Annotated in this window: 21 protein-coding genes; 13 read left to right on the top strand and 8 right to left on the bottom strand. The window is 63.2% G+C overall.

Going from position 1 to position 23,271, the window contains the following annotated elements:
• Positions 1-97 precede the first annotated feature (97 nt).
• From ACWGTI_RS06475 to phoB, 7 genes are all read left to right on the top strand, one after another.
• Positions 98-4,651 (top strand): PAS domain-containing protein, encoded by a 4,554-nt coding sequence (locus ACWGTI_RS06475; protein ID WP_454586304.1) that lies wholly within the window; start codon positions 98-100, stop codon positions 4,649-4,651.
• Between the two features lie 495 nt (positions 4,652-5,146).
• Positions 5,147-6,175, top strand: a complete 1,029-nt coding sequence (locus ACWGTI_RS06470; protein WP_454586303.1) for a substrate-binding domain-containing protein — start codon at positions 5,147-5,149, stop codon at positions 6,173-6,175.
• A gap of 96 nt (positions 6,176-6,271) precedes the next feature.
• Positions 6,272-7,732: a phosphate ABC transporter permease subunit PstC gene (gene pstC, locus ACWGTI_RS06465; protein ID WP_454586302.1), complete on the top strand. Its 1,461-nt coding sequence runs from the start codon at positions 6,272-6,274 to the stop codon at positions 7,730-7,732.
• Positions 7,729-9,045, top strand: a complete 1,317-nt coding sequence (gene pstA, locus ACWGTI_RS06460; protein WP_454573122.1) for a phosphate ABC transporter permease PstA — start codon at positions 7,729-7,731, stop codon at positions 9,043-9,045. The genes pstC and pstA overlap by 4 nt, the downstream gene beginning before the upstream one ends.
• Positions 9,046-9,062: 17 nt before the next feature.
• On the top strand, positions 9,063-9,887 hold the full coding sequence (pstB, locus tag ACWGTI_RS06455) for a phosphate ABC transporter ATP-binding protein PstB (protein ID WP_454586301.1): 825 nt from the start codon (positions 9,063-9,065) through the stop codon (positions 9,885-9,887).
• Between the two features lie 41 nt (positions 9,888-9,928).
• The gene (gene phoU, locus ACWGTI_RS06450; RefSeq protein WP_454573123.1) at positions 9,929-10,633 is read left to right on the top strand and encodes a phosphate signaling complex protein PhoU; all 705 of its coding nucleotides are present in this window, start codon (positions 9,929-9,931) and stop codon (positions 10,631-10,633) included.
• 16 nt (positions 10,634-10,649) lie between these two features.
• Complete coding sequence (phoB, locus tag ACWGTI_RS06445; RefSeq protein WP_010911896.1) at positions 10,650-11,339, top strand: phosphate regulon transcriptional regulator PhoB; 690 nt, start codon at positions 10,650-10,652, stop codon at positions 11,337-11,339.
• Here phoB and ACWGTI_RS06440 read toward each other — a convergent pair whose 3' ends face one another.
• A complete protein-coding gene (locus ACWGTI_RS06440; protein ID WP_454586300.1) occupies positions 11,340-12,581 on the bottom strand; it encodes an ROK family protein in 1,242 nt (413 codons plus the stop codon).
• 270 nt (positions 12,582-12,851) lie between these two features.
• Between ACWGTI_RS06440 and xylF the strand changes: the two genes are divergently transcribed.
• The 4 genes from xylF (at position 12,852) to ACWGTI_RS06420 (ending at position 17,971) form a co-directional block, all read left to right on the top strand.
• Positions 12,852-13,892 (top strand): D-xylose ABC transporter substrate-binding protein, encoded by a 1,041-nt coding sequence (gene xylF, locus ACWGTI_RS06435; protein WP_454573125.1) that lies wholly within the window; start codon positions 12,852-12,854, stop codon positions 13,890-13,892.
• 142 nt (positions 13,893-14,034) lie between these two features.
• On the top strand, positions 14,035-15,351 hold the full coding sequence (locus ACWGTI_RS06430) for a sugar ABC transporter permease (protein WP_454586299.1): 1,317 nt from the start codon (positions 14,035-14,037) through the stop codon (positions 15,349-15,351).
• Between the two features lie 13 nt (positions 15,352-15,364).
• Positions 15,365-16,168 (top strand): ATP-binding cassette domain-containing protein, encoded by an 804-nt coding sequence (locus tag ACWGTI_RS06425; RefSeq protein ID WP_454586298.1) that lies wholly within the window; start codon positions 15,365-15,367, stop codon positions 16,166-16,168.
• Positions 16,169-16,324: 156 nt separating this feature from the next.
• The gene (locus tag ACWGTI_RS06420) at positions 16,325-17,971 is read left to right on the top strand and encodes a CHASE domain-containing protein (RefSeq protein ID WP_454586297.1); all 1,647 of its coding nucleotides are present in this window, start codon (positions 16,325-16,327) and stop codon (positions 17,969-17,971) included.
• A 39-nt stretch (positions 17,972-18,010) separates the two neighbouring features.
• On the opposite strand, the gene ACWGTI_RS06415 is transcribed toward ACWGTI_RS06420, so the two are convergent.
• The 6 genes from ACWGTI_RS06415 to ACWGTI_RS06390 form a co-directional block, all read right to left on the bottom strand.
• The gene (locus ACWGTI_RS06415; protein WP_112559509.1) at positions 18,011-18,253 is read right to left on the bottom strand and encodes a YMGG-like glycine zipper-containing protein; all 243 of its coding nucleotides are present in this window, start codon (positions 18,251-18,253) and stop codon (positions 18,011-18,013) included.
• Positions 18,254-18,336: 83 nt separating this feature from the next.
• On the bottom strand, positions 18,337-18,663 hold the full coding sequence (locus ACWGTI_RS06410; RefSeq protein ID WP_454586296.1) for a hypothetical protein: 327 nt from the start codon (positions 18,661-18,663) through the stop codon (positions 18,337-18,339).
• Between the two features lie 150 nt (positions 18,664-18,813).
• On the bottom strand, positions 18,814-18,990 hold the full coding sequence (locus tag ACWGTI_RS06405) for a hypothetical protein (RefSeq protein WP_454586295.1): 177 nt from the start codon (positions 18,988-18,990) through the stop codon (positions 18,814-18,816).
• Between the two features lie 229 nt (positions 18,991-19,219).
• The gene (locus tag ACWGTI_RS06400) at positions 19,220-20,260 is read right to left on the bottom strand and encodes a sensor histidine kinase (protein WP_454586294.1); all 1,041 of its coding nucleotides are present in this window, start codon (positions 20,258-20,260) and stop codon (positions 19,220-19,222) included.
• 167 nt (positions 20,261-20,427) lie between these two features.
• A complete protein-coding gene (locus tag ACWGTI_RS06395; RefSeq protein WP_023670098.1) occupies positions 20,428-20,595 on the bottom strand; it encodes a DUF1328 domain-containing protein in 168 nt (55 codons plus the stop codon).
• A 241-nt stretch (positions 20,596-20,836) separates the two neighbouring features.
• A complete protein-coding gene (locus tag ACWGTI_RS06390; RefSeq protein ID WP_454586293.1) occupies positions 20,837-21,631 on the bottom strand; it encodes a response regulator in 795 nt (264 codons plus the stop codon).
• 214 nt (positions 21,632-21,845) lie between these two features.
• Here ACWGTI_RS06390 and ACWGTI_RS06385 point away from each other — a divergent pair, with 214 nt between their 5' ends.
• Positions 21,846-22,049, top strand: a complete 204-nt coding sequence (locus ACWGTI_RS06385) for a NepR family anti-sigma factor (RefSeq protein WP_454586489.1) — start codon at positions 21,846-21,848, stop codon at positions 22,047-22,049.
• 3 nt (positions 22,050-22,052) lie between these two features.
• On the top strand, positions 22,053-22,604 hold the full coding sequence (locus tag ACWGTI_RS06380) for a sigma-70 family RNA polymerase sigma factor (RefSeq protein ID WP_023670095.1): 552 nt from the start codon (positions 22,053-22,055) through the stop codon (positions 22,602-22,604).
• A gap of 114 nt (positions 22,605-22,718) precedes the next feature.
• Here the strand turns inward: ACWGTI_RS06380 and ACWGTI_RS06375 are convergent, their stop codons facing one another.
• Positions 22,719-23,096: a response regulator gene (locus ACWGTI_RS06375; protein WP_454586292.1), complete on the bottom strand. Its 378-nt coding sequence runs from the start codon at positions 23,094-23,096 to the stop codon at positions 22,719-22,721.
• Between the last annotated feature and the right edge of the window lie 175 nt (positions 23,097-23,271).

The raw sequence follows: 23,271 nt of genomic DNA, 5'->3' as shown, positions 1-23,271 counted from the left end.
GATACGTTATGGTTAGCGGATCATTAATGCTTCTCGGGCACATTCCGCCGGCGAACCACCGAGAGGGTTCGGCCTTGGCTTTCGGGGTGGGAACGGGATGGCTGACGGGACTGTTGGAACACGCGGCGGACGCGGTTCCCGAAAAGGGGCTGTGAACGGCGAGGATACGTCCGTCGGGGCTCCCGAAGCGCTGCGCGAACTGGCCGAGGCCGACGCCGACTGGATCTGGGAGACCGACGCCGAACTGCGCTTTTCCTGGCTTTCAGAGAATTACCATGCCGCCACCGGCATCGACCCTGCCAGCATTCTTGGCCGCTTCCGCTTCGATTTCCTCAAGCAGATGGTGCATGGCAACAGACACGCCGCCGCGCATCTGGAGGATCTGCAGGCGCATCGGCCGTTTCGCGACTTCGTCTATGAATTGAAGGGCGGCCGTCCCGACTGCCGCTGGGTTTCGATCACCGGCTCCCCACGTTTCGACGGCAAGGGCGAATTCACCGGCTATCGCGGTATTGGCCGCAACGTCACGGCGCTGGCCGGTGCATTGGACGACCTTCGGCAGGTGCCGCCGGCGGCGGGTGAGAGCACGCAGCATCTTGCCGACCTCGAGCGGACGATGGATGCCATGCATATGGGCGTCGTGCTGCTCGACGCCAAGCTCGACACGCTCATCGTCAACAAGGCCTATCGCGACCTCTCGAGGATTCCCGACGGCGCCATCACCATCGGCGCGCCGTTCAGCCTCCTTATGGAGCTCAACCGCCGCAACGGCATCTATGGCGATCTCGATGAACAGCAGTGGCGGCATTACCTCGCCACCCGCATCGAGGAGATCCGCGCCGGCGCGGTTGCGCCGCGCGAGTTCACCCACGCCAACGGCCGCACGATGATGTTCTCGGTGACGGCGCTGTCCGGCGGCAAGCGGTTGCTGACCTACTATGACGTCACCGAGCTCAAGCTTCGCGATGCGGCAATCGAAAGCGCCAACGCAAGGGCCGCCGAAACCTTTGCCAATCTGCGCACGATGGTCGACCAGATGCCGATCGGCGTGCTTGTCCTCGATGCGGACATGCGCGCCGAGGTGATCAACCGCGCCTTCTATGATTTCTGGAAAATCGATCCGCACCGCGCCGGTATCGGTTGCGGCTTCCGCGAGCTGATGCAGGCCAGCCGCGACACGGACCCCTACGGCACCGACGACGCGACATGGCAGCGCCACATGGCAGAGCGCGAGGCCGAAATCATGGCCGGCGTGGCAGGCTCCCGGCAATTGCCGCGCAACGACGGGCGCACGCTCATTGCATCGACGGCGCCGCTCGCCGGGGGCCAGCGGCTGATCTCCTATGTCGACGTCACCGACATGAAAGACCGCGAGGCCGAACTTGCCGAGGCGCTGGAAAAATCGCGGCTGGCCGAAGCGGTGATCAACGCCGTCGAAGACCCGATCTTCGTCAAGGACGACAATCTGCGCTTTGTCTTCGTCAACGAGGCGTTCTCCGCGCTGTTTGGACAGACGCCGCAAGCGATGCTGGGCAGGCCTGGCGGCGACTTCATGCCGGGGAAGGACGCCGCGCTGTTCGAGGACAGCGAACGTGCCGTGCTGGTCACCGGCACACCTTACGAGGTGGAGGAGAATTTCGAGGTCGAGGGCGCCAGGCAGTCGCGAATCGTGCGCAAGACCCGCGTCGGCATGCCCAGCGGCCGCAACTATGTCGCCGGTTTCCTGTTCGACATTTCCGACATGAAGCGCCGCGAGACGGAAGCGGAGGATGCGCGCAAGCAGCTTGCCACCGTGCTGGAATCGTTGCCGGCTGCCGTCATTATCTACGATCGCGACGACAAGTTCGTTTTCGCCAACCGCAAGATGCAGGACACCCTGCCGGCGCTCGAACCGGTATGGAGGCCGGGCTGCAGCTTCCGCGAAGCGCTTGAGCTCGGCCATTCGGCGGGCTATTTTCGCACCAGCGGCGACAGCGAACTCGACGCACTCTACGATACCGATGCCGATCGCTGGCTCGACGGCATCCTGGCCCGCTACCATTTGCGCGCCTCATCCTACGAACGGCGAAATCCGGACGGCCGCTGGTACCAGGTCTACGACGTGCGGACCGAGGACGGCACCTTTATCGGCGTGCGCGTCGACATTTCCGATATCAAGAGCCGCGAAAAGGCGTTGCAGGACTCGATGCGCCAGATCGACCTGTTCCGCCACGTCATGGACGAATTGCCGGTCGCGGCCTTCATCAAGGCGCAGGACCTCAGCATCGAATTCGTCAACAAGGCCTGGTGCGCGATTACTGGTCTGGCCAAGGAAGATGCCATCGGCCGCACCGATCGTCAGCTGTTCGGAGCCGACGATGCCGAAAGCTATAGCCATGACGACACCGAGGTCGTTGTCACCGGCAGCGTCAAGGAGATCGAGGAGCCCATCACCCACCGCGACGGCACGGTGCGGCAATTGATGACGCGCAAGAGCCGCCTGGTGGCGCTCGACGGGTCGGTGCATCTGGTCGGCTCCAGCACCGACATCACCGAGATCAAGGCGCGCGAGCAGGCGCTGGAAGAAAGCATGCGCGAGAACGAGGTGTTCCGCAATCTCATCGACAACGTGCCGGTCTCGATCTACGCCAAGCGCTCGGACCTGCGCCAGTTCTACGTCAACAAGGGCTGGTGCGACCTGACCGGCCTCAGCAAGGAGGAGGCGATCGGCAAGACCGACGTCGAGATCTTCGGCGCCGACGGTGAGGCCTTCGTCGCCGGCGATATGGCCGTGCTGCGAACCGGCGAGACGCAGGAGATCGAGGAGACGGTGACGCTTGCCGACGGCAATGTGCGCCACCAGTTCGCGCGCAAGGGCGCTATGATCGCCTCCGACGGTTCGCTCTATCTCATCGGATCGACCACCGACATCACCGAATTGAAGATGCGCGAGGCCGAGCTGCGCGAGGCACGCCAGCGCGCCGTGCTCGCCGACCGCGCCAAGTCGGAATTCCTGGCCAATATGAGCCACGAGATCCGCACGCCGATGAACGGCGTGCTGGGCATGGCCGAGCTGCTCGCTAAATCCGACCTCGACCCCAAGCAGAAGACGTTCACCGACATCATCGTCAAGTCGGGCAACGCGCTTTTGACCATCATCAACGACATCCTGGATTTCTCCAAGATCGATGCCGGCCAGCTCGTACTCGACCCGGCGCCGTTCAACCTGCCCGAGGCGATCGAGGATGTGGCGACATTGGTATCGACACGCGCCAAGGAGAAGGATCTCGAACTGATCGTGCGCGTCGAGCCGGGCCTGGAAAGCCTGTTCATCGGCGATGTCGGCCGCTTCAGGCAGATCGTCACCAATCTGCTCGGCAATGCGGTGAAGTTCACCGACGAAGGCCATGTGCTGGTCGATGTCACGGGGACAAGGGTTGCGACCGGAACCAGGTTCACCATCTCGGTCACCGATACCGGCATCGGCATTCCGGAGGACAAGCTGAAGGCCGTCTTCGAAAAGTTCAATCAGGTCGATACCTCGTCGACTAGGCGCCATGAGGGCACCGGCCTAGGCCTTGCCATCACCTCGCGGCTTGTCGAGCTGATGGGCGGCGAGATCGGTGTCGAGAGCTCTGAGGGCAAGGGCTCGACCTTCTGGTTCACCGTTACGCTGCCCAGGGCCGGCCAGCAGACGGGGCAGCGCATCATGCCCGTGGACGTCACCGGCGCGCGGGTGCTGATTGTCGACGACAATGCCGTCAACCGCTCGATCCTGACCGAGCAGATGGTGTCGTGGACGTTCGATTCCTGCGCCGCCGAAAGCGGTGCCGAAGGGCTGAAGGTGCTGGTCGCCGCGGCTGCCTATGGCGTGCCGGTCGACTGCGTCGTGCTCGACTACCAGATGCCGGGGATGAGCGGCGCCGAAATGGCGCGCATCGTGCGCAACACCGCAGGGCTGGCCGACACGCCGATCATCATGCTGACCTCGGTCGACCAGTCGCTCGCCAACACCGGTTACCGCGACCTCGGCATCGACGCGCAGCTGATCAAGCCGGCGCGCTCCTCGGTGCTGCTGGAGACGCTGGTCGCGACCATTCAGCGCCATCGCCACGGCACGACAGATGGCCGTGAGGAACAAGCAGCAAGCGGCAGCTCCGGCCAGGCGATGGTGCAGCCGGTGCCGACGCCGCCGGCACGGGCCGCATCCGAGCGGGCGCAGTTGCATCCGCCGCCGGTGCGCGCCCGCGCCCGGGCGGTCGGCAACGAGCGCGGGCTCGACATCCTCGTTGCCGAGGACAATGAGGTGAACCAGATGGTGTTCACCCAGATCCTCGGTGAAACCGGCTATAGCTTCGAGATCGTCGGCAATGGCCGCAAGGCGCTCGACGCGTTTGGCCGCCTCAATCCGCGCATGATCCTGATGGACGTCTCGATGCCGGAGATGAACGGGCTCGAAGCCACCGCCGCGATTCGCCGGCTGGAGGAGGAGAGCGGCACGCATATCCCGATCGTCGGCGTCACCGCGCATGCCTTGAAGGGCGATCGCGAACGCTGCCTGGAAGCCGGCATGGATGACTATCTGCCCAAGCCGATCAGCCCGAAGGCGTTGCTCGAAAAGGTCGAACGCTGGGTCGGCATCGCGAGCGAAGCCCAACGAGACGCCGGCTAGCTGATATCGGCGCCGGGATTCGGCGGCGCCGCGACGTTCAGGGATATGGTGCGATCGCACCATATCAAAGCTTGCGCCCAGTCGGGAAAATGGCGGCAACGAAACCGCTCATTCAGTTACGGGCGGGAGCAAGCGACCGCCGACAAAGAAACAGCGTCGAAATCTACCCCAACGGACCTGTTTTTGGCGATGGCTCGGCCAAGATACGCTCTGGCCATGGGCAACGCGCTCCCGTCCGGTTTTTCTTTCTCGGCATCGCAGCCTGCGATCTGCCGGGACAAATGCCGGCGCAAAATCCCGCAAGCTTATGATTCCAGCGGCAAACTGCGGCTCTCGGGAAGAGGCCGGCCGGCTGCAGCCTTCGGTGCGTCCATCCGGCGTTACCGGGCTGACACGAAACTGTCATGCGACTGTAATAATCGAAGGCTATTGGCCTCAGCGGGCGCCGGCTGAAGAGGGCGCCGAGAGACCATATTCCGAACAGGAGCAGGCCACATGAAGAAATTCCTCGTTACGGCGTCGGCCGTGGCGCTTGCGCTCGCCGCATCGTCGGGTGTCGCCGCCGCGCGCGACCAGATCCAGGTCGCCGGTTCGTCGACCGTGCTACCCTACGCCAAGATCGTCGCCGAGCAGTTCGGCGAAACCTTCACCAACTTCAAGACCCCGGTGGTCGAGTCCGGCGGCAGCGGCGCCGGCATCAAGGAATTCTGCAAGGGCGTCGGCGAAGACACCATCGACATCGCCAACTCCTCGCGTCCGATCAAGAAGGACGAACTGAAGTCCTGCGCCGACGCCGGCGTCAAGGAAGTCCAGGAAGTCCGCATCGGCTATGACGGCATCGTCTTCGCCACCGACATCAAGGGCCCGGATTGGGCGCTGGTTCCGGCCGACATCTACAAGGCGCTCGCCGCCAAGCTGGTCGTTGACGGTAAGCTCGTCGACAATCCGAACACCAAGTGGAGCCAGGTCAACCCGAAGCTGCCCGACTGGGATATCGCCGCCTACATCCCAGGTGAAAAGCACGGCACCCGCGAAGTGTTCGAGACCAAGCTGCTCGACGCCGGCTGCGACAAGGACGCCCTGAAGGCCACCGGCATCGCCGACGACAAGGAAATCGGCAAGACCTGTATCGCCATCCGCAAGGACGGCAAGGCTGTCGACATCGACGGCGACTACACCGAGACGCTCGCCCGCATCGACTCCAACAAGACCGGCGTCGGCGTGTTCGGCCTCGCCTTCTACGAGAACAATGCCGACAAGCTGAAGGTCGCCACCGTGAAAGGCATCGTGCCTTCGACCGAGACGATCGCCGACGGCACCTACCCGGTGTCGCGCCCGCTGTTCTTCTACGTCAAGAAGGCGCATCTCGGCGTCGTCCCCGGCCTCAAGGAATATGTCGAGTTCTTCCTTGACGACCAGATGATCGGCCCGGAAAGCCCGCTCGCGCAGTACGGCCTGGTTTCGGCTCCCGACGCCGAGCGTCAGAGCCAGCGCGACGCCTTCGCCGCCGGAAAGACCATGTAATCGACTGACCGGATCGGGGCGCGGACCAAATCCGCGCCCTGATTTCGCCGCTTGCCGCAACGGCGGCGGCGATCTGAACTTTCCCAGGGGTGGGTGATGTCGTCCTTGCTCGTACTCGCCATAGTCGTTGTCATCGGCGTGGTCGCCTTCGTGATCGGCCGCCAGCGCGCCGCGGCGCACGATACCGGCAAGGTAAAGCCGCATTCGCGCGCCCACTATCACGGCTGGTGGGCCTTTCTGCTCGCCGTCCTGCCTGCCGTCCTGCTGCTCGCCGTCTGGGACATCGGCTCGTCCTTTTATCTTGACCGGCACATCCACGCCGCCCTGCCCGAGCGCACTGTCGACTCCAAGGTCGCCAGCGAAGCGCTCGACGTCAGCTTGGTGAAGAGCCTCGCCAAGGGCCTGCGCCGGCTCGATGCCGCCACGCCGCTTCCCGCCACCTTCACTGAATTGCAGCCGCTGCTCATCGCCAAGGGCGTGGCGCTGGCCAGCGATACGCAGGATTACATGATCCCGATCGCCGCCGATGCGAACACGGTCCAGGACAGGCTCGGCCTGTTCGGCGCCGTCGTCACCTTGGCCTTGTCTGTCGCAGGCGCCTTCTATGCGCTGCGGCAGATCGCGCCGCGCGCCAGGGCGCGCAACAATGTCGAGAGGCTGATGCTGTGGGGGCTGCTCGCGGCGTCGACCATCGCCATCCTGACCACGGTCGGCATCGTGCTGTCGATGCTGTTCCAGACCATCACCTTCTTCGAAAGCGTGTCGCCGATGAGCTTCTTCTTCGGCACCGTGTGGGATCCGCGTTTCGCCGCCGCCGGCTCCGGCGGCAGCCAGGGCCAGTTCGGCCTGATCCCGCTGCTCGCCGGCACGCTCTACATCGCCGCCGTCGCCCTGGTGGTGGCCGTGCCGGTCGGGCTGATGTCGGCGGTCTACATGTCCGAATATGCCTCGCGCAGCGTACGTTCGGTGGTCAAGCCGGCGCTGGAACTGCTGGCCGGCATCCCGACCATCGTCTACGGCATCTTCGCCGTGGTCACGCTCGGACCGTTCCTGCGCGACCTGTCGGCGGCACTCACCGGCGGTTCGCCCTTCATCCAGGGCCAGAGCATCTTCACCGCCGGCCTGGTGATGGGCGTGATGCTGATCCCGGTCGTGTCCTCGCTGTCCGACGACATCATCACCGCGGTGCCGCGCGCCATGCGTGACGGCTCGCTCGGCCTCGGCGCGACGCGCTCCGAGACGATCAAGCGGGTGATCCTGCCGGCCGCACTTCCCGGCATCGTCGGCGCCATCCTGTTGACGGCGTCGCGCGCCATCGGCGAGACGATGATTGTCGTGCTGGCGGCCGGCGTTGCCGCCAATCTCACCGCCAATCCATTCGAGGCGATGACGACCATCACCGTCAAGATCGTCAACCAGCTGACCGGCGACCTCGAGTTCAACTCGCCGCAGACGCTGGTCGCCTTCGCGCTCGGCCTGACGCTGTTCGCGTTGACGCTGGTGATGAACATCGTCGCCCTCTACATCGTGCGCAAGTACCGGGAGCAGTACGAATGACCGACATTCCCCTGGACACGATGGCGGGTGCGGTTGCGCGTCCGCGCCGCGACATCGGGCTGAAGGCGCGCTATGCCGCCGAACGCCGGTTCCGCATCTACGGTATGATTGCGATCTCGGTCGGCCTGGCCTTCCTGGCCATCATGCTGATCACCATCGTCTCGAAAGGCTACACGGCCTTCTGGCAGACGACGGTGACGCTGCCGATCACTTTTGACGAGAAGGTCATTGACCCGTCGAACAAGCGCGCCACCGATCCGAGCGTGCTGATCAAGGCGAACTATCCCAAGCTTGCCGACAGCGCGCTGGTCGCCAAGCTCGGCATCGATCCGGCCAACAAGCCGATGATGCTGAAGCTCAAGGGCTTCCTGTCGGAAGGCGCCCGCGTCCAGCTGCGCGACATCGTCATGGCCGATCCGTCAGTGATCGGCACGACGCGCGACGTCAATATACTGGCGGCGGCCAATCTCGACTCGGCCTTCAAGGGCCAGATCGATCTCGGCGTCGAGGAGGCGCGCCGCAAGGTCTCCGACCAGCAGATCGAGTGGATGAACAAGCTCAAGACCGACGGCGCGATGGCCGAACATTTCAACACCGGCCTTTTCACCTATGGCGCCTCCAGCCGGCCTGAGACGTCGGGCATGGGCGTGGCCATCATCGGCTCGTTCTACATGATGGTGATCGTGCTTCTCCTGGCGCTGCCGATCGGCGTCGCCGCATCGATCTATCTCGAGGAATTTGCCAAGAAGAACCGCTTTACCGACCTGATCGAAGTCAACATCAACAATCTGGCGGCGGTGCCATCGATCGTCTTCGGCCTGCTTGGCCTCGCGGTGTTCATCAACTTCCTCGGCATGCCGCGCTCGGCCGCCTTCGTCGGCGGCCTGGTGCTCACCCTGATGACGCTGCCGACCATCATCATCGCGACGCGCGCCGCCCTTGCAGCGGTGCCGCCGTCGATCCGCTCGGCAGCGCTTGGCCTTGGCGCCTCGAAGATGCAGATGGTGTTCCAGCACATACTGCCGCTTGCCGCCCCCGGCATCCTGACCGGCACCATCATCGGCCTGGCGCGTGCGCTCGGCGAAACAGCGCCGCTGCTTCTGATCGGCATGGTCGCCTTCGTCGCCGACTATCCGAAGACGCCTTTCGATCCGGCGACCGCGCTGCCGGTGCAGATCTACATGTGGGCAAACGAGGCCGAACGCGCCTTTGTCGAGCGCATGTCCGGCGCCATCATCATCCTGCTCGTCTTCCTCATGGCCATGAACATCACCGCGATCGTGCTTCGGCGCCGGTTCGAGCGGCGCTGGTAGAAAAAAGGCAATTTGGTATGAACATCATGACCGAACAGTCCCTTGAAAACGCAGTGGGCGACAAAATGAACGCCAAGTCGAACGAAGTCATCAAGATGCGCGGCGACAAGGTCGGCGTGTTCTACGGCGAGAAGCAGGCGCTGTTCGACGTCAACCTCGACGTCCGACAGAACCAGGTGACGGCGCTGATCGGCCCGTCCGGCTGCGGCAAGTCGACCTTCCTGCGCTGCCTCAACCGCATGAACGACACCATCGATTCGGCGCGGGTGACCGGCAAGATCACGCTGGACGAAGACGACATCTACGACAAGAGCATCGACGTCGTCGAACTGCGCGCCCGTGTCGGCATGGTGTTCCAGAAGCCCAATCCGTTCCCGAAGTCGATCTACGAAAACGTCGCCTACGGTCCGCGCATCCATGGGCTGGCCAAGCGCAAGTCCGACATGGACCAGATCGTCGAATCCAGCCTGAAGAAGGCGGCGATCTGGAACGAGGTCAAGGACCGCCTGCAGGAGCCCGGCACCGGCCTGTCCGGCGGTCAGCAGCAGCGTCTGTGCATCGCGCGCGCCATCGCCGTGTCGCCGGAAGTGATCCTGATGGACGAGCCCTGCTCGGCGCTCGACCCGATCGCCACCGCCCGCGTCGAGGAGTTGATCGACGAACTGCGCCAGAACTACACGATCGTCATCGTCACGCACTCGATGCAGCAGGCGGCGCGCGTGTCGCAGCGCACGGCGATGTTCCATCTCGGCTACCTGGTCGAGGAGGGCGCCACCGACAAGATGTTCACCAACCCCGACGACAAGCGCACCCAGGACTACATTACCGGCCGCTTCGGCTGAGCCGTCCAGCGGTTGAATTTTCAGGCACGAGGACCAGGATCATGGGTGAACATACCGTCGCATCCTTCGATGAAGAACTGGGGCAGATCAGCAAGCTGATCCGCGACATGGGCGATCTGGCCGGCTCGATGGTGAGCGGCTCGACCAAGGCGCTGCTCACTTCGGACAATGCGCTGGCGCAGCGCGTCGTTTCCGACGACGCCATCATGGACGCGCGCCAGCGCGAACTCGACGACCGCGCCATCACGCTGATCGCCAAACGCCAGCCGATGGCCAACGATCTGCGCGCCGTGGTCGGCTCGATCCGCATGGCCGGAGACCTCGAACGCATCGGCGATCTCGCCAAGAACATCGCCAAGCGTGTCGGCACCGTCGGCTTGAGCGTCACGCCGCGCGACCTGTCGCATTCCATCGATGCGATGGCGCAGCTGGTGCTGATCCAGGTGCAGGGGGTTGTCGAGGAATATGCTGCGGCAGACGCGGCAGCGCTGGCGAAGCTCAGGAATGACGACGAGCGCATCGACGTCAAATACACCTCGGTGTTCCGCGAGCTTTTGACCTACATGATGGAAGACCCACGCAACATCACGGCCTGCACGCATCTCCTGTTCTGCGCCAAGAACCTGGAGCGCATCGGCGATCATGTCACCAACATTGCCGAAAATGCGTATTATGTGCTGACCGGCCAGCAATTGCCCGCCAATCGCCCGAAGCAGGACGAAACGGCGATGGCCACATCGCCCTGATAAAGGTGAACTGCTGATGATTGCGCCACGCATCATGGTCGTGGAGGATGAGGAGCCGCTGGGCGTGCTGCTCCGCTACAACCTCGAATCCGAAGGCTACCAGGTCGAGGTGGTGACACGCGGCGACGAGGCCGAAATCCGGCTGCAGGAAAACGTGCCGGATCTCTTGGTGCTCGACTGGATGGTGCCGGCGGTGTCGGGCATCGAGCTCTGCCGCCGGCTCAGGATGCGGCCAGAGACCGAGCGGCTGCCGATCATCATGCTGACCGCGCGCGGCGAAGAGAGCGACCGCGTGCGCGGCCTGTCCACCGGCGCCGACGACTATCTGGTCAAGCCGTTCTCGACGCCGGAGTTCATGGCGCGGGTGAAGGCGCTGCTGCGCCGCGCCAAGCCCGAAGTTCTGTCCAGCGTGCTCAAGGTCGGCGACATCGTGCTCGACCGCGAGTCGCACCGCGTCTACCGCAAGAAGAGCGAGATACGGCTGGGGCCGACCGAGTTCCGGCTGCTCGAATTCATGATGCGCCACCCCGGCCGGGTGTTCTCGCGCAGCCAGTTGCTCGACAATGTCTGGGGCGAGACGATCTATATCGACGAGCGCACGGTCGACGTGCATGTCGGGCGCCTGCGCAAAGCTGTCAACAATGGCCGCATGCCGGATGTGATCCGCACCATCCGTGGCGCGGGGTATGCGATCAGGGAAGACTGATCAGGCAACGCTCTTTCCAGCGCCCGCTCGCGCCTGCACGCCCGGCGCGAAAATCTCCTGGTCGACAAAGGTCAGCGCGCGCATGGCGCAGCCTTCGCGGATCAGCGGCAATTCGTTCGGCTCGGTGTCGAAAGAGATCGATTTCGAGTGCTGGCCGCCGGCGGTCTGGGCGATCGCCCCGCGCAGCGCCGGCTCGATCAGGTCGAAGGCGGCGGCGCTGACGCCGACCATCGCGACCGGTGCCGGATCGATCAGCGCGAACAGGCTGCCGAGGCCGAAGCCGAGCGCCTCGCCGGCCTTGCGGTAGGCTTCGCGCTCGGGGCCATCGGTCTCGCGGGCACGTGCAGCCAACGCCCGCATGTCGGCGTCGCCGACATCGACCGGTTCGGCATCCTCGCTCATCATTTTGGCGCTGCGCCAGATGGCGTAGTTGCCGGCATAAGCCTCGACGCAGCCGCGCCGCCCGCAGCGGCACAGCGCGCCGCCGGGCCGATGGATCATGTGGCCGAACTCGCCGCCCGACGAATGGGTGCCGGTGAACAGCTCGCCCTTCAGCACCAGCCCCATGCCGATGCCGTGCGAGAGCAGGATGGCGATGAAATCATCGCGATAGCGCTCAGGCTGGCGCCATTGCAGCGCCACCGCCATCATGTTGCAATCATTTTCCATGGTGGCCTGTATGCCGAATTCCGCTTCCAGTATGTCGGCGAATGCAATGTCTGTCAGCGGCGTGATCGGCGACCACAGCATGGCGCGCGCCTGCGAATCGGTGATGCCCTGGATGCCCATGGCGATGCGGGCGATGCTCTGGACATCGAGGTCGGGGTCCTCGAGCCGCCGCCGCACGATTGCCGTGCATTCGCCGATCAGCTCGTCGCGCGGCATGGTCAACGTATCCAGCCGGCGCTGCTCCTCGGCGACCACCTGGCCGGCATAGTCGATGACAGTGACGGAAAGGAAATTAAGCGACAGCACCACGGTCATCACCGCCGCCGCTTCCGGATTGAGGCCCAGGCCGACTTGCGGCCGGCCGCGTTTCAGCGCGCCGGTCTCGCCTGGCTTGCTCTCGGCCAGGATGCCTTCCGCAATCAGGTCGGACGAGATTGCCGATATGGTCGAATGGCTGAGGCCAGTGGTCGCCGCGATCTCGGTGCGCGACGGCTGGCCGGCCCGGCGCACGGCCGAAATCACCATCGCACGGTTGCGACGGCGCAGATCGTCGTGGCGGATTCCAACCGACATCTTTTTTGTTTCCTCCCGGTCCTCCTCCCGCCTCATGATAGTGAGGGCGGTCGGTGACACCAGCAAATATTGGCAGAAGCAGGCCGCGCTGTCATTGTTTATTGCGAGTCCCGAAAAAATTCACTGAGGCCATCAGATTCCATCAGAATCGATGTTGACAGGGTCTCGCCGTTGGACCAGTATTTTTTCGAGGCTCGAAAAAATAGAGCCTCTGTGTGCCGGCCTTCGGGCCAGTTTTGTCGCGCCGCGCGCGGCGCAGGGAGGATTATCATGAACAGATTTGCAGCCGCCATGCTGGCGGGTGTCGCCATGTCGCTGACGCTGGTGTCGGTCGCGCAGGCGAAGGACAAGGTCATCGGCGTGTCGTGGTCGAACTTCCAGGAAGAGCGCTGGAAGACCGACGAAGCGGCGATGAAGGCGGCGATCGAGGCGGCCGGCGACAAGTACATTTCCGCCGACGCGCAGTCCAATCCCGGCAAGCAGTTGACCGACGTCGAAAGCCTGATCTCGCAGGGCGCCAACTCGCTGATCATCCTGGCGCAGGACGCCTCGGCCATCGGCCCGGCGGTGCAGAAGGCGCTGGATGAAGGCATCCCGGTCGTCGGCTATGATCGCCTGATCGAGAACAAGGACGTCTTCTACCTGACCTTCGACAACAAGGAAGTCGGCCGCATGCAGGCCCGCGAAGTGTTCAAGGCGAAGCCTGAAGGCAACTACGTCTTCATCAAGGGGTCGGGTTCCGACCCGAATGCCGATTTCCTGTTCTCGGGCTCGATGGAAGTGCTCAAGGAAGCCATCGATTCCGGCAAGGTCAAGAATGTCGGCGAGGCCTACACGGATGGCTGGCTGCCGGCCAACGCCCAGAAGAACATGGAACAGTTCCTGACCGCCAACGACAACAAGGTCGATGCCGTGGTCGCGGCCAATGACGGTACCGCCGGCGGCGTCGTCGCCGCGCTGACGGCGCAGGGCCTGGCCGGAACCGTCCCGGTCTCGGGCCAGGACGGCGACCATGCCGCGCTGAACCGCATCGCGCTCGGCACGCAGACCGTGTCGGTGTGGAAGGATGCGCGCGAACTCGGCAAGAACGCCGCCGAGATCGCCTCGCAGCTCGCCGACGGCAAGAAGACCGGCGACATTGCCGGAGCCAAGGACTTCACCACGCCTGGCGGCAACACCGTCAAGTCGCTGTTCCTGACCCCGGTTGCCATCACCAAGGACAACCTCAACGTCGTCATCGACGCCGGCTGGATCAAGAAGGACGAAGTCTGCGCGGGTGTCGCCGCCGGCAGCGTCGCTGCCTGCAACTGATCTGCCGACTTCAAGTAGAGTAACGCCGCGGCTGACAGGCCGCGGCGTTTTTTCAAGGCAATTTGTGTTTCCGCCGCGGGCGGCTAACTTCTAGGCTGTGGTCCGGCATCCGCGTCAGACGGCAAGCCGCTGGGAGGACATCATGACCGACACGACCTCGACTTCGCAGGCCGACACCGCGCGCGCGTCGGAACTCGGCGCGGTCGCGCGCTTCCTGAAGGCGACGGAGATCGACACCCGCATGCTCGGCATGGTCGGCGCGCTGGTGGTCATCTGGGTCGGCCTGCACATCCTGTCGGGCGGTCTTTTTCTGACACCGCGAAATCTGTGGAACCTGTCGGTCCAGACATCAGCGGTCGCCATCATGGCCTCCGGCATGGTGCTGGTCATCGTCATGCGCAACATCGATCTGTCGGTTGGATCGGCCGAAGGGGTGATCGGCATGGTCATGGGCTTCGCGCAGGTGCATTTCCTGGTGCGTTTTGTCGGGCTTGAGCTTGGCAATCCCTGGATCTGGGTGCTGGCGCTGGCGATCGGCCTGGCGCTCGGCCTTCTCATCGGCGCCTTCCAGGGTTTTATCATCGCCTATCTCGAAGTGCCGGCCTTCATCGTCACGCTCGGCGGCCTGCTGGTCTGGCGCGGTGCGGCCTGGTGGGTGACCAGCGGCCAGACCGTGGCCCCGCTCGATGCCACCTTCCAGCTGATGGGTGGCGGTCCCGCCGGATCGATCGGCGCGACCTGGAGCTGGGTCGTCGGCATCGTCGCCTGCCTTGCCGTGGTGTTCGCGCTGTTCAACGGGCGCCGACAGCGCAAGCGTTTCCGCTTTCCGCTGCGACCGATCTGGGCCGAGACGCTGATAGGCACTGTGACCTGCGCAGCCATCCTGGGCGCGGTGTGGGTTGCCAATTCCTATCCATGGCCGGTCGGTATCGTGAAGCGGTATGCGGAGGCCAACAACATCGCCATTCCCGAAGGCGGGCTGTTCATCGCCCATGGCATCGCCATTCCGGTGCTGATGGCTGTGATGGTGGGCATCGTCATGACCTTCATCACCAAACGCACGCGTTTCGGCCGCTATGTCTTTGCCATTGGCGGCAACCCGGAAGCCGCCAACCTCGCCGGCATCAACACACGCTGGGTCACCATGAAGGTGTTCATGATCATGGGCGTGCTGGCTACGATCGCCGCTGCCATCTCGTCGGCCAGGCTGAATTCCGCGACCAACGCACTGGGCACGCTGGACGAGTTGCTGGTCATCGCCGCCGCCGTCATCGGCGGCACGTCGCTGGCCGGCGGTTCGGGAACCGTGATCGGCGCCATGCTGGGCGCGCTTTTGATGCAGTCGCTGCAGTCCGGCATGGTGCTTCTCGGCGTCGACTCGCCGCTGCAGAGTATCGTCGTCGGCGCAGTGCTGGTGGTCGCGGTGTTTCTCGACACCGTCTACCGCAAGCGCGTTTAGGAGGAGAACGATCATGGAAAAGACTGCCTCCGCAAACACCGGCACAGCGCTGATCGACATGCGCAACATCTCGATCGCCTTCGGCGGCATCCGCGCCGTCGACGATGCATCCATCGATCTTTTCCCGGGCGAGGTCGTGGCGCTGCTCGGCCACAACGGCGCCGGCAAATCGACGCTGATCAAGATCCTGTCGGGCGCCTACAAGCGCGATGCCGGGCAGATCTTCGTCAACGGCCAGGAGGCTTCGATCTCCAACCCGCGCGACGCCAAGAAATACGGTATCGAGACCATCTACCAGACGCTGGCGCTGGCCGACAATGTCGACGCCGCCGCCAACCTCTTCCTCGGCCGTGAGCTGATGACCGGCTGGGGCACGCTCGACGATGTCGCCATGGAAGCCGAGGCGCGCAAGGTGATGGGCCGGCTCAACCCGCGTTTCCAGCGCTTCAAGGAGCCGGTGGTCAAGCTGTCGGGCGGCCAGCGCCAGTCGGTGGCGATCGCGCGCGCCATCCTGTTCAACGCCCGCATCCTGATCATGGATGAACCGACGGCGGCACTTGGGCCGCAGGAAACGGCGCAGGTCGGCGAGCTGGTCAAGCAGCTCAAATCCGACGGCATCGGCATCTTCCTGATCAGCCACGACATCCATGACGTGTTCGAGCTTGCCGACCGCGTCTGCGTGATGAAGAACGGCCAGGTCGTAGGCACCGCGCGCACCACCGATGTCACCCAGGACGAGGTGCTCGGCATGATCATCCTCGGCAAATGCCCGCCTGGCGCCATTCCCGGGCCGGGCGCGCTGAAGATCGCCGCCTGAGACATGCGCCATCTTCGGCTGTTCTGCGATGCGCGATCGATAAGCCGGCTAATATCTGGACCATGATGTGCCAGCTGTCACGATGGTTTGGCCTCGCCATTGTGTTGGCGCGGTGACATGCCATAAAGGTTCCAGATACATGGGCCGCAGCATCCTTTGAAGAAGTTTTTCCCGATCGTCGCCTTCATTGCCGTCGCGCTTATCAGCCTGACGATGGCGGGCTTCGCCTACTTCGCCACCCAGGAGGCGGCGCGGATCAAATTCGAGGCGACGGCCGACGATGCGCTCAACCGTATCGAAAGCCGCATCGACCTGCATCTTTCGCTGCTGCGCTCGACCCAGGCCCTGTTTGACGCTCGCAATGGCGAGATTTCGCGAAGTGAGTTCAAGGCCTTCTTCGGCGCGCTCGACCTCGACACCAATTTCGCCGGCATGCGCGGCATCGGTTATCTCAGGCTGGCCAAAGCCGGCGATGAAGCGGCGGTCGAGCGCGACATGTTGCGCGACCGCGGCGTGCCCCACACTGTCTATCCAGACACGGCGCAGTCCTGGCGCACGCCCGTCGTGCTGTTCGAGCCGCTCGATCCTGCCAACGAGTCGACCATCGGCTACGACATGTTCACCGAACCGGTGCGGCGCGAAGCGATCGAAAAGGCGATGGCCGATGACGCACAGCATGCAAGCGGTCTGGTTCAACTCGGCCAGGGCACCGGCGCGGCGCAGACCTTTACCGGCTTCCTGGTCTTCGTCAGGCTCAATGTCGAAACCGCGCCGGATGGCATCAACGCGTCCAGGTCGTCGACATCAGGCTTTCTCTACGCCGCTTTCCGCGCTCGCGACTTGTTCCAGACGGCGCTCAGCCGCACACCGCTGCTGCCGGTCAACACCGAGGTCTATGACGGCAAGGTCGACGCCGGCAATCTTCTGTTCCAGTCGGAAACGCCGCCGGTTGCGAGCTTTGGCGACAGGCTGTTGGTGACGCGCAAGATCATCGTCGCCGGCCGGCCGTGGACGGTGCTGTTTCGGCCGACCAGCGCTTTCTCGCAGCCGTCTTCGCGCGCCATTCCGGTGATGCTCGGCCTGTTCGGGCTGCTCCTGGCCGGCGCCATCGCACTGGTGGCCCGCTACCAGGAGCGCGCCTATGACGCCAAGTCGCTGTTGCACGAGACGACGGAAAAGAGCCTGCTCGAAAAGGATCTGATGCTGCAGGAGATGAAGCATCGGATCAAGAATTCTATCACGCGGGTGCTGGCGATCGCGCGCCAGACGGCAGCGCATGCCACCGACGTAAAGGAGTTCTCGTCCTCGTTCTCGGCCCGCCTGCAGGCAATGGCGGCTTCCCAGGACATGCTGACGCGCTCGCGCTGGCAGAAAGCCGACCTTGGCGACCTCTTGCGCATCGAGCTTGGCCAGGTGTTCGGCAAGGAGCTTCCCGACGGAATATTGTCAGGGCCTCAGGTGCTGCTCGACGAGACGACGACGCAGGCGCTTGGCCTTACCTTCCATGAACTGGCGACGAATGCGCTGAAATATGGCGAGGCCGGCAATTCGGTTGGCGCGCTGAAGGTCGACTGGTCGTTCCAGGGGCGTGGGCCCGACAGAATGCTGGTCCTGAATTGGCGCGAGGCCGGGCAGAAGCAACTCGAAGCGCCGGCCAAGACCGGCTTCGGCACCAAGCTGATCGATCTCAATGTCACGCGCGAATTACGCGGCACGATCAGCCGGAATTTTCGCGCCGACGGGCTTACGGTGGAAATCAGGATTCCGCCGCCTGATACAGGCAAACAAACGGAGACCGGCTGACCGGTCTCCGTCTCGATTGTTTGGCGCTTTTGAAGCGGATCAGCAGCGAGCGGTGTAGAGCCGGCCGCGATTGTCGCGATACTGGCAATAGCCATTGCGCAGGTTGCGCACCAGCAGACCGGAACCAGCACCAACGGCTGCGCCGATGAGCGCACCCTTGCCGCCGCCAACCAGGCCGCCGACGCCGGCGCCAACCAACGTTCCGACACCAACGTCCTGCTCGGTCGTGCTGCAGCCGCTGACGGCGACCACTGCAACCATGGCAATAATCAATTTCCGCATTGAGTCTCTCCTCACTTTCGTCCTCACTTTAGTAAGCTCCAGCCGCCATTTAGCATGAAATACCGGCTTTTGCCCGCTCGAACTTATTGTTGGTGAAGATAGTCTTTTTCGGGGCGCGTCCCATTCGACGCAACCACGACGTTTGAAATCTGTAAGGATGCGTCGAGCGAACCATCCGGGCGCACGTTCCAGACGATCTGGTCGTAGTCGTCCTCCAAGGCGGGATCGACGGCAAGACATTTGGCAACGACATGCTGGGCCTGACCCTGCACGTCACCCATGGCGAAAGGCCGCTCGGCAGTGCACGCCTCTGCGGTCTCGAACACGCTGACCGGCACCGGCAGTTCGCGGCATTCGGTCATGCTGTTCGAACAGCCAATTACCAAAAGCAAAGCGGCGATGTGTTCCACGACTAGAGATCCTCTCGCCACAAGAACGGTCGACAGCCGTCAAAGTTCCTGTGATGAAAGGTGGGGACGTTGATATTGGCTGGCCAGGAGCCAGACAAGCATCTCAGCTCAGCCTGATTGGGGAGCAGCGTGAACCCGAGCGACCCCGGCTCAGCCCAGTTGCGACGCCACGATCAGCACGATGGCGACGACGAACGCGACAGCGGCGAAGCGAAGCAAGGGATGCCAGGCGTGCGGCAAAGGCGATGTGGGGGCATCAGGATCCTGAAAGCCGCTCATCGAGACGCGGGCGGCCTGCTCCAGCCTGTTTATATCGGCAACGGTCAAGATCAATCCTCCCATAGGTGCGTGCAGGCTACGGCCGAAACGTCGGTTGAATCGGTCAAGATCCAGCAATCTCTGGGTACCACAGCATCGGACTTTATGGTGAACAGCCGGTTAAGGAATCCAGCGCTTTGGTTCTCTGGTTCGACGCAATTCCCAAGGAGAGCGCTGCGCGCTTTTCCCGGAAAAACCGCCCACTTTCCTGGAATTGCTTCAGGGCAAGTCCGGCCGCTCACTCGGTTTCGAAATTGCCGTGCGGTACGACAAGCCGGTACTCGAGACGGTCGCCGGTGATCTCCAATGTCGCCGTGCCGTTCAGCGATGCCGGCACGACACGTTCGAGGGCAACGCTACCGAAGCGTTTCTCAGTGCGCCTGTTATCATTGGCGACAATGGCCTCGACCCAGGTCAGCGACAAAGCCGGCTTGTCAGCAGCCTCAGTAATGCTGGACAGATTTGCGGTTACCTCGACAAAGCCATCCCGCCGCGCGAGGGCGCCGTAACTGAATGAATTGACGGCGAGCTCGTGCATGGCCAGGCCGATATGAAGCGCGGCGTTGGGATTGAGATATGGATTGACGCCATTGAAGCGCAGGCTCTGTGCGGGATCGGCGCCGTAGCGCACGACCTGGCCACGGACAAGCTCGCGTAGTGCAGCACCCCGCCAGTTCGACGACGTCACCAGATCCTGAGAGGAGGCCAGTGACTGCAGCCGGCCACGAAAGCGCGTCAGGAAATCGTCCGATGTCTCGGAATAGCGGCCAGTCTGGGTGGCAATGCTCTGGATGATGGCCAACAGGTTTTTCGAGCGGTGGCTGACCTCGCGCAACAGCGTCGTCAGTGTCTGTTCGCGGCGTTTCTGCTCGGTTGTCTCCACCATTGTCGTGACAACGCCCTGAGCATCGCCGCCATCGCCGTGATCGGCATCGATCCACACCTGGAACCAGCGGAGGCCTTCGGCAGTGGGAACGCTGAGCTCGAGACGTTCGGGACTGCCGGACGCGATGACATGGCGTCTGGCGGCATCGATGTCCTCGGCCTGCGCCGGCGGCAGTATGCCGTTGGTGTCCGCGGTGTCGGAAGTCCATGGCTCACGCATGTTGCGCGCCCATACGGTCTTCATCTCGCGGTCCTGGTAGAGAACGGAAATGCCGGCATTGTGCAGCGCGTGGAGTAAGGCGCGACCGAGTTGCATGCCGCTTTCAGCGGGATGGAGGGCGATGACTTCGTCACTCCGCCCGCTTTCGCCTGTCTCGCCGCTTTTGGAACGCATCAGTCACCTGTCCAACCGCCCAAGCTGAACGGCTCACTCTGAAATCAGTTCCTGAAATAAGCCCCTAAAACAGGTCCGCCGGACGGCGTCCCGTTAAAGGACACCGCCCGGCGGTGGCTGGAAACCGTTTGAGGGGTGCGGCTTCCAGTGTTGGCTCGCTACGGGTCTTACGACGCCCTTCTGAACAGGCCGGCCAGAAGCGAGATGACGAGGAAGGCGAGAAAGATGAAGAACAGGATTTGCGCGATGCCGGCGGAGGTGCCGGCGATGCCGCCGAAACCAAGCGCGCCGGCGATGATCGCCACGACCAGAAATACGAGCGCCCAGTAAAGCATGATCTGTCTCCTTCCGATGCTGGGATAAGAACGTAGGTGGTTGGTGTTTGTTCCACCCTTTGCCGAAAAAGACAGCCTTTGGAAGGGCCCCCGACGCGAATTGATTCAGGCACGCGAGCCCGACCATGCAAGCGGCATGCAAGCGGCATGGCAAACGACAACTGGCGATCGCCGGGTGGACGATCGCCAGTGCTTGGCAACGCCGCGGGATGCGGCGGCGAACGAAACGTTGGACACTATATCAGGCGGCGGCCTTGGCCTGCCGGTCGAAGAACAGCGCCTGGCTGATCAGCGCCTTGACCATGTCCGGGTTGAACGGCTTGGTGACGAGGAAAGCGGGTTCGGGCCGCTCGCCGGTCAACAGGCGCTCGGGGAAGGCGGTGATGAAGATCACGGGCACCGAGGTTGACGACAGGATCTCGTTGACCGCATCGATGCCCGAACTGCCGTCGGCAAGCTGGATGTCGGCCAGCACCATCTTAGGCCTTGTCTTGCCAAACATCGCCACCGCCTCGGCATGGGTGCGGGCGGTGCCGACGACACGGTGGCCGAGGCTCTCGACCATTTCTTCGATGTCCATGGCGATCAGTGGCTCGTCTTCGATGATGAGCACGTCGGTCGCCACCTGGCGGGAAATCTCGTTGCTCGCCTGGGCAAGCAGTTCGGAGAATTCCCCAGCGTCGACATCGAGAATTTCAGCCGCTTCGTCCTCGCTGAAGCCTTCGACCGCGACCAGCAGGAAGGCTTGGCGTGGCCGTGGCGCAATGGCGTTGAGATTGGCGGCCGCGCGCTGCTCCCATGCCGATTGCGCCTCTTCCTGCGGAACGCGGATGGCAATGGAGGTGAACAGCTTGGCGAAAACCTTGTAGATTGCGATGCGGTCGTTCGACGCTTCGGGGAAGATGTCGACATCGGCGATGATGGCTTCGAGCATCGCGGCGACCAGCGCATCACCACTTTCCTGCGATCCCGAAACGGCGCGCGAAAAGCGGCGCAGGAACGGCAGGTGCGGAGCAATGGTTGCGGAAAGGCTCATAGTAGACGTCTCCCTCAGATGACGTGATTGCATAGATTCAAGGTCAAGCTGATTGCAAGCCCCGGCAAACAAACGCGGATTTTGCAAAAAAGTTCCGAGGATTGTGGAACGAATCTCCATGGACCACGTTTGTGGGGCGATGGGCAACCAGACGAGGGGGCCGCTTTGCGTTGTGTAATAGGGCGGCTTGGGGCGCTGGATTTTAAGGGGCGAAATGAAGGATATGGACAAAGCAACACCGGCTGGCGCCGCTGACAGGCGCCGGGCCAATTCCGGTGACCCGCTTGGGGCGAATTCGGAAATCGGTCGCAAACTCAAACAATATTATGACGAGCTGGTCTCCGACAATGTGCCGGATCGCTTCGCCCAGTTGCTCAGCCAACTGGAACAGGCCGAACCCGCACAGAAGAAGGACTGAGGCATGGCAGCTGTCTCACAGGGGTTCAAGACCGATTTGCTCGGCTCGATCCCGAGCCTGAGGGCCTTTGCCGTGTCGCTGACGCAGAATGCCGACAAGGCCGACGATCTGGTGCAGGAGACGCTGGTCAAGGCCTGGGACAAGCATGAGAGCTTCCAGCCCGGCACCAATCTCAAGGCATGGCTGTTCACCATCCTGCGCAATGAGTTCTATTCGCAGATGCGCAAGCGCGGCCGCGAGGTGCAGGACAGCGACGGCATCATGACTGCCAGGCTCGCCGTTCATCCGGCACAGCATGGCCAGCTCGACCTCAAGGATTTTCGCGGTGCGCTCGAGCAATTGCCCGAGGACCAGCGCGAAGCCATCATCCTGATCGGCGCTTCCGGCTTTTCCTACGAGGAGGCCGCCGAGATCTGCGGCTGCGCGGTCGGAACGATCAAGAGCCGGGTCAGCCGGGCCCGCACGCGGTTGCAGGAGATCCTGAAAATCTCCGGCGAAGACGAATACGGGCCGGATGCCATCTCGTCCCAGGTCACGGGCTCAAACGCCGCCTGACAGTGGACCCCGTTTGTGGGCACGGGCTCGATCTCTTTGTTTTTTTACCCAATCCCCAGGGGAAAACTGCACACACTTTTCCTGGAATTTCTCTAAGTATCGATTGAAGGCACTTCAGACTGGCGCGCGGCCGCAGGCCACCGCCAGCGCCTCGACGAGATCGTCGCCCGAATATGGCTTGGTCACCAGCCGGACGCCGGGGAAAGACGCCTTGATCTCGTCGGCATCCGAATAGCCGGAGGCAAAGACGAAGGGCATGCCCGCCTGGCGCAGTTGCGCGGCGAAGTCGAGCGTCGACGTTCCACTCAGCATCAGGTCGACGATAACGCCGTCGAACTTGTCGGCGACCGACTGCTCGTCGATCTCTGCCAGGTCGCGGGCGATCACCACGTCGCCGGCGCCATGGTCGCGGCAAAGCTGTTCGACATCCATGGCGATCAGGAATTCATCCTCCAGGACAAGAATTCGCAATCCCTCAAGCAATGGGGACACCTGGCAATCTCTCCTCAATTCTTGCGGCATCGGGTTTAGTGACTCCAGTCAACCGCATCGCGGACCGTGGGGGATCGGCCAGGGCCTTAATCCGAAAAATTCGCTCACCGGGTCTGCTCCAACGCCAGGCGAGCTTCGAATTCGCCTCACTGGAGTGCAGAGAGTCATGATCGCT

Source organism: Mesorhizobium sp. ArgA1 (assembly GCF_053714375.1).
Note: the sequence above shows the minus strand (reverse complement) of the source record. Positions and strands in the feature narration are given on the sequence as shown.

Bases quoted from the DNA above. Each gene is read 5' to 3' on its own strand.
- ACWGTI_RS06470 (WP_454586303.1), top strand. From the start codon at position 5,147: ATGAAGAAATTCCTCGTTACGGCGTCGGCCGTGGCGCTTGCGCTCGCC.
- pstA (WP_454573122.1), top strand. From the start codon at position 7,729: ATGACCGACATTCCCCTGGACACGATGGCGGGTGCGGTTGCGCGTCCG.
- pstB (WP_454586301.1), top strand. From the start codon at position 9,063: ATGAACATCATGACCGAACAGTCCCTTGAAAACGCAGTGGGCGACAAA.
- xylF (WP_454573125.1), top strand. From the start codon at position 12,852: ATGAACAGATTTGCAGCCGCCATGCTGGCGGGTGTCGCCATGTCGCTG.
- ACWGTI_RS06430 (WP_454586299.1), top strand. From the start codon at position 14,035: ATGACCGACACGACCTCGACTTCGCAGGCCGACACCGCGCGCGCGTCG.
- phoU (WP_454573123.1), top strand. From the start codon at position 9,929: ATGGGTGAACATACCGTCGCATCCTTCGATGAAGAACTGGGGCAGATC.
- ACWGTI_RS06475 (WP_454586304.1), top strand. From the start codon at position 98: ATGGCTGACGGGACTGTTGGAACACGCGGCGGACGCGGTTCCCGAAAA.
- phoB (WP_010911896.1), top strand. From the start codon at position 10,650: ATGATTGCGCCACGCATCATGGTCGTGGAGGATGAGGAGCCGCTGGGC.
- pstC (WP_454586302.1), top strand. From the start codon at position 6,272: ATGTCGTCCTTGCTCGTACTCGCCATAGTCGTTGTCATCGGCGTGGTC.
- ACWGTI_RS06385 (WP_454586489.1), top strand. From the start codon at position 21,846: ATGAAGGATATGGACAAAGCAACACCGGCTGGCGCCGCTGACAGGCGC.
- ACWGTI_RS06395 (WP_023670098.1), bottom strand. From the start codon at position 20,595: ATGCTTTACTGGGCGCTCGTATTTCTGGTCGTGGCGATCATCGCCGGC.
- ACWGTI_RS06415 (WP_112559509.1), bottom strand. From the start codon at position 18,253: ATGCGGAAATTGATTATTGCCATGGTTGCAGTGGTCGCCGTCAGCGGC.
- ACWGTI_RS06380 (WP_023670095.1), top strand. From the start codon at position 22,053: ATGGCAGCTGTCTCACAGGGGTTCAAGACCGATTTGCTCGGCTCGATC.
- ACWGTI_RS06425 (WP_454586298.1), top strand. From the start codon at position 15,365: ATGGAAAAGACTGCCTCCGCAAACACCGGCACAGCGCTGATCGACATG.
- ACWGTI_RS06440 (WP_454586300.1), bottom strand. From the start codon at position 12,581: ATGTCGGTTGGAATCCGCCACGACGATCTGCGCCGTCGCAACCGTGCG.
- ACWGTI_RS06400 (WP_454586294.1), bottom strand. From the start codon at position 20,260: ATGCGTTCCAAAAGCGGCGAGACAGGCGAAAGCGGGCGGAGTGACGAA.
- ACWGTI_RS06390 (WP_454586293.1), bottom strand. From the start codon at position 21,631: ATGAGCCTTTCCGCAACCATTGCTCCGCACCTGCCGTTCCTGCGCCGC.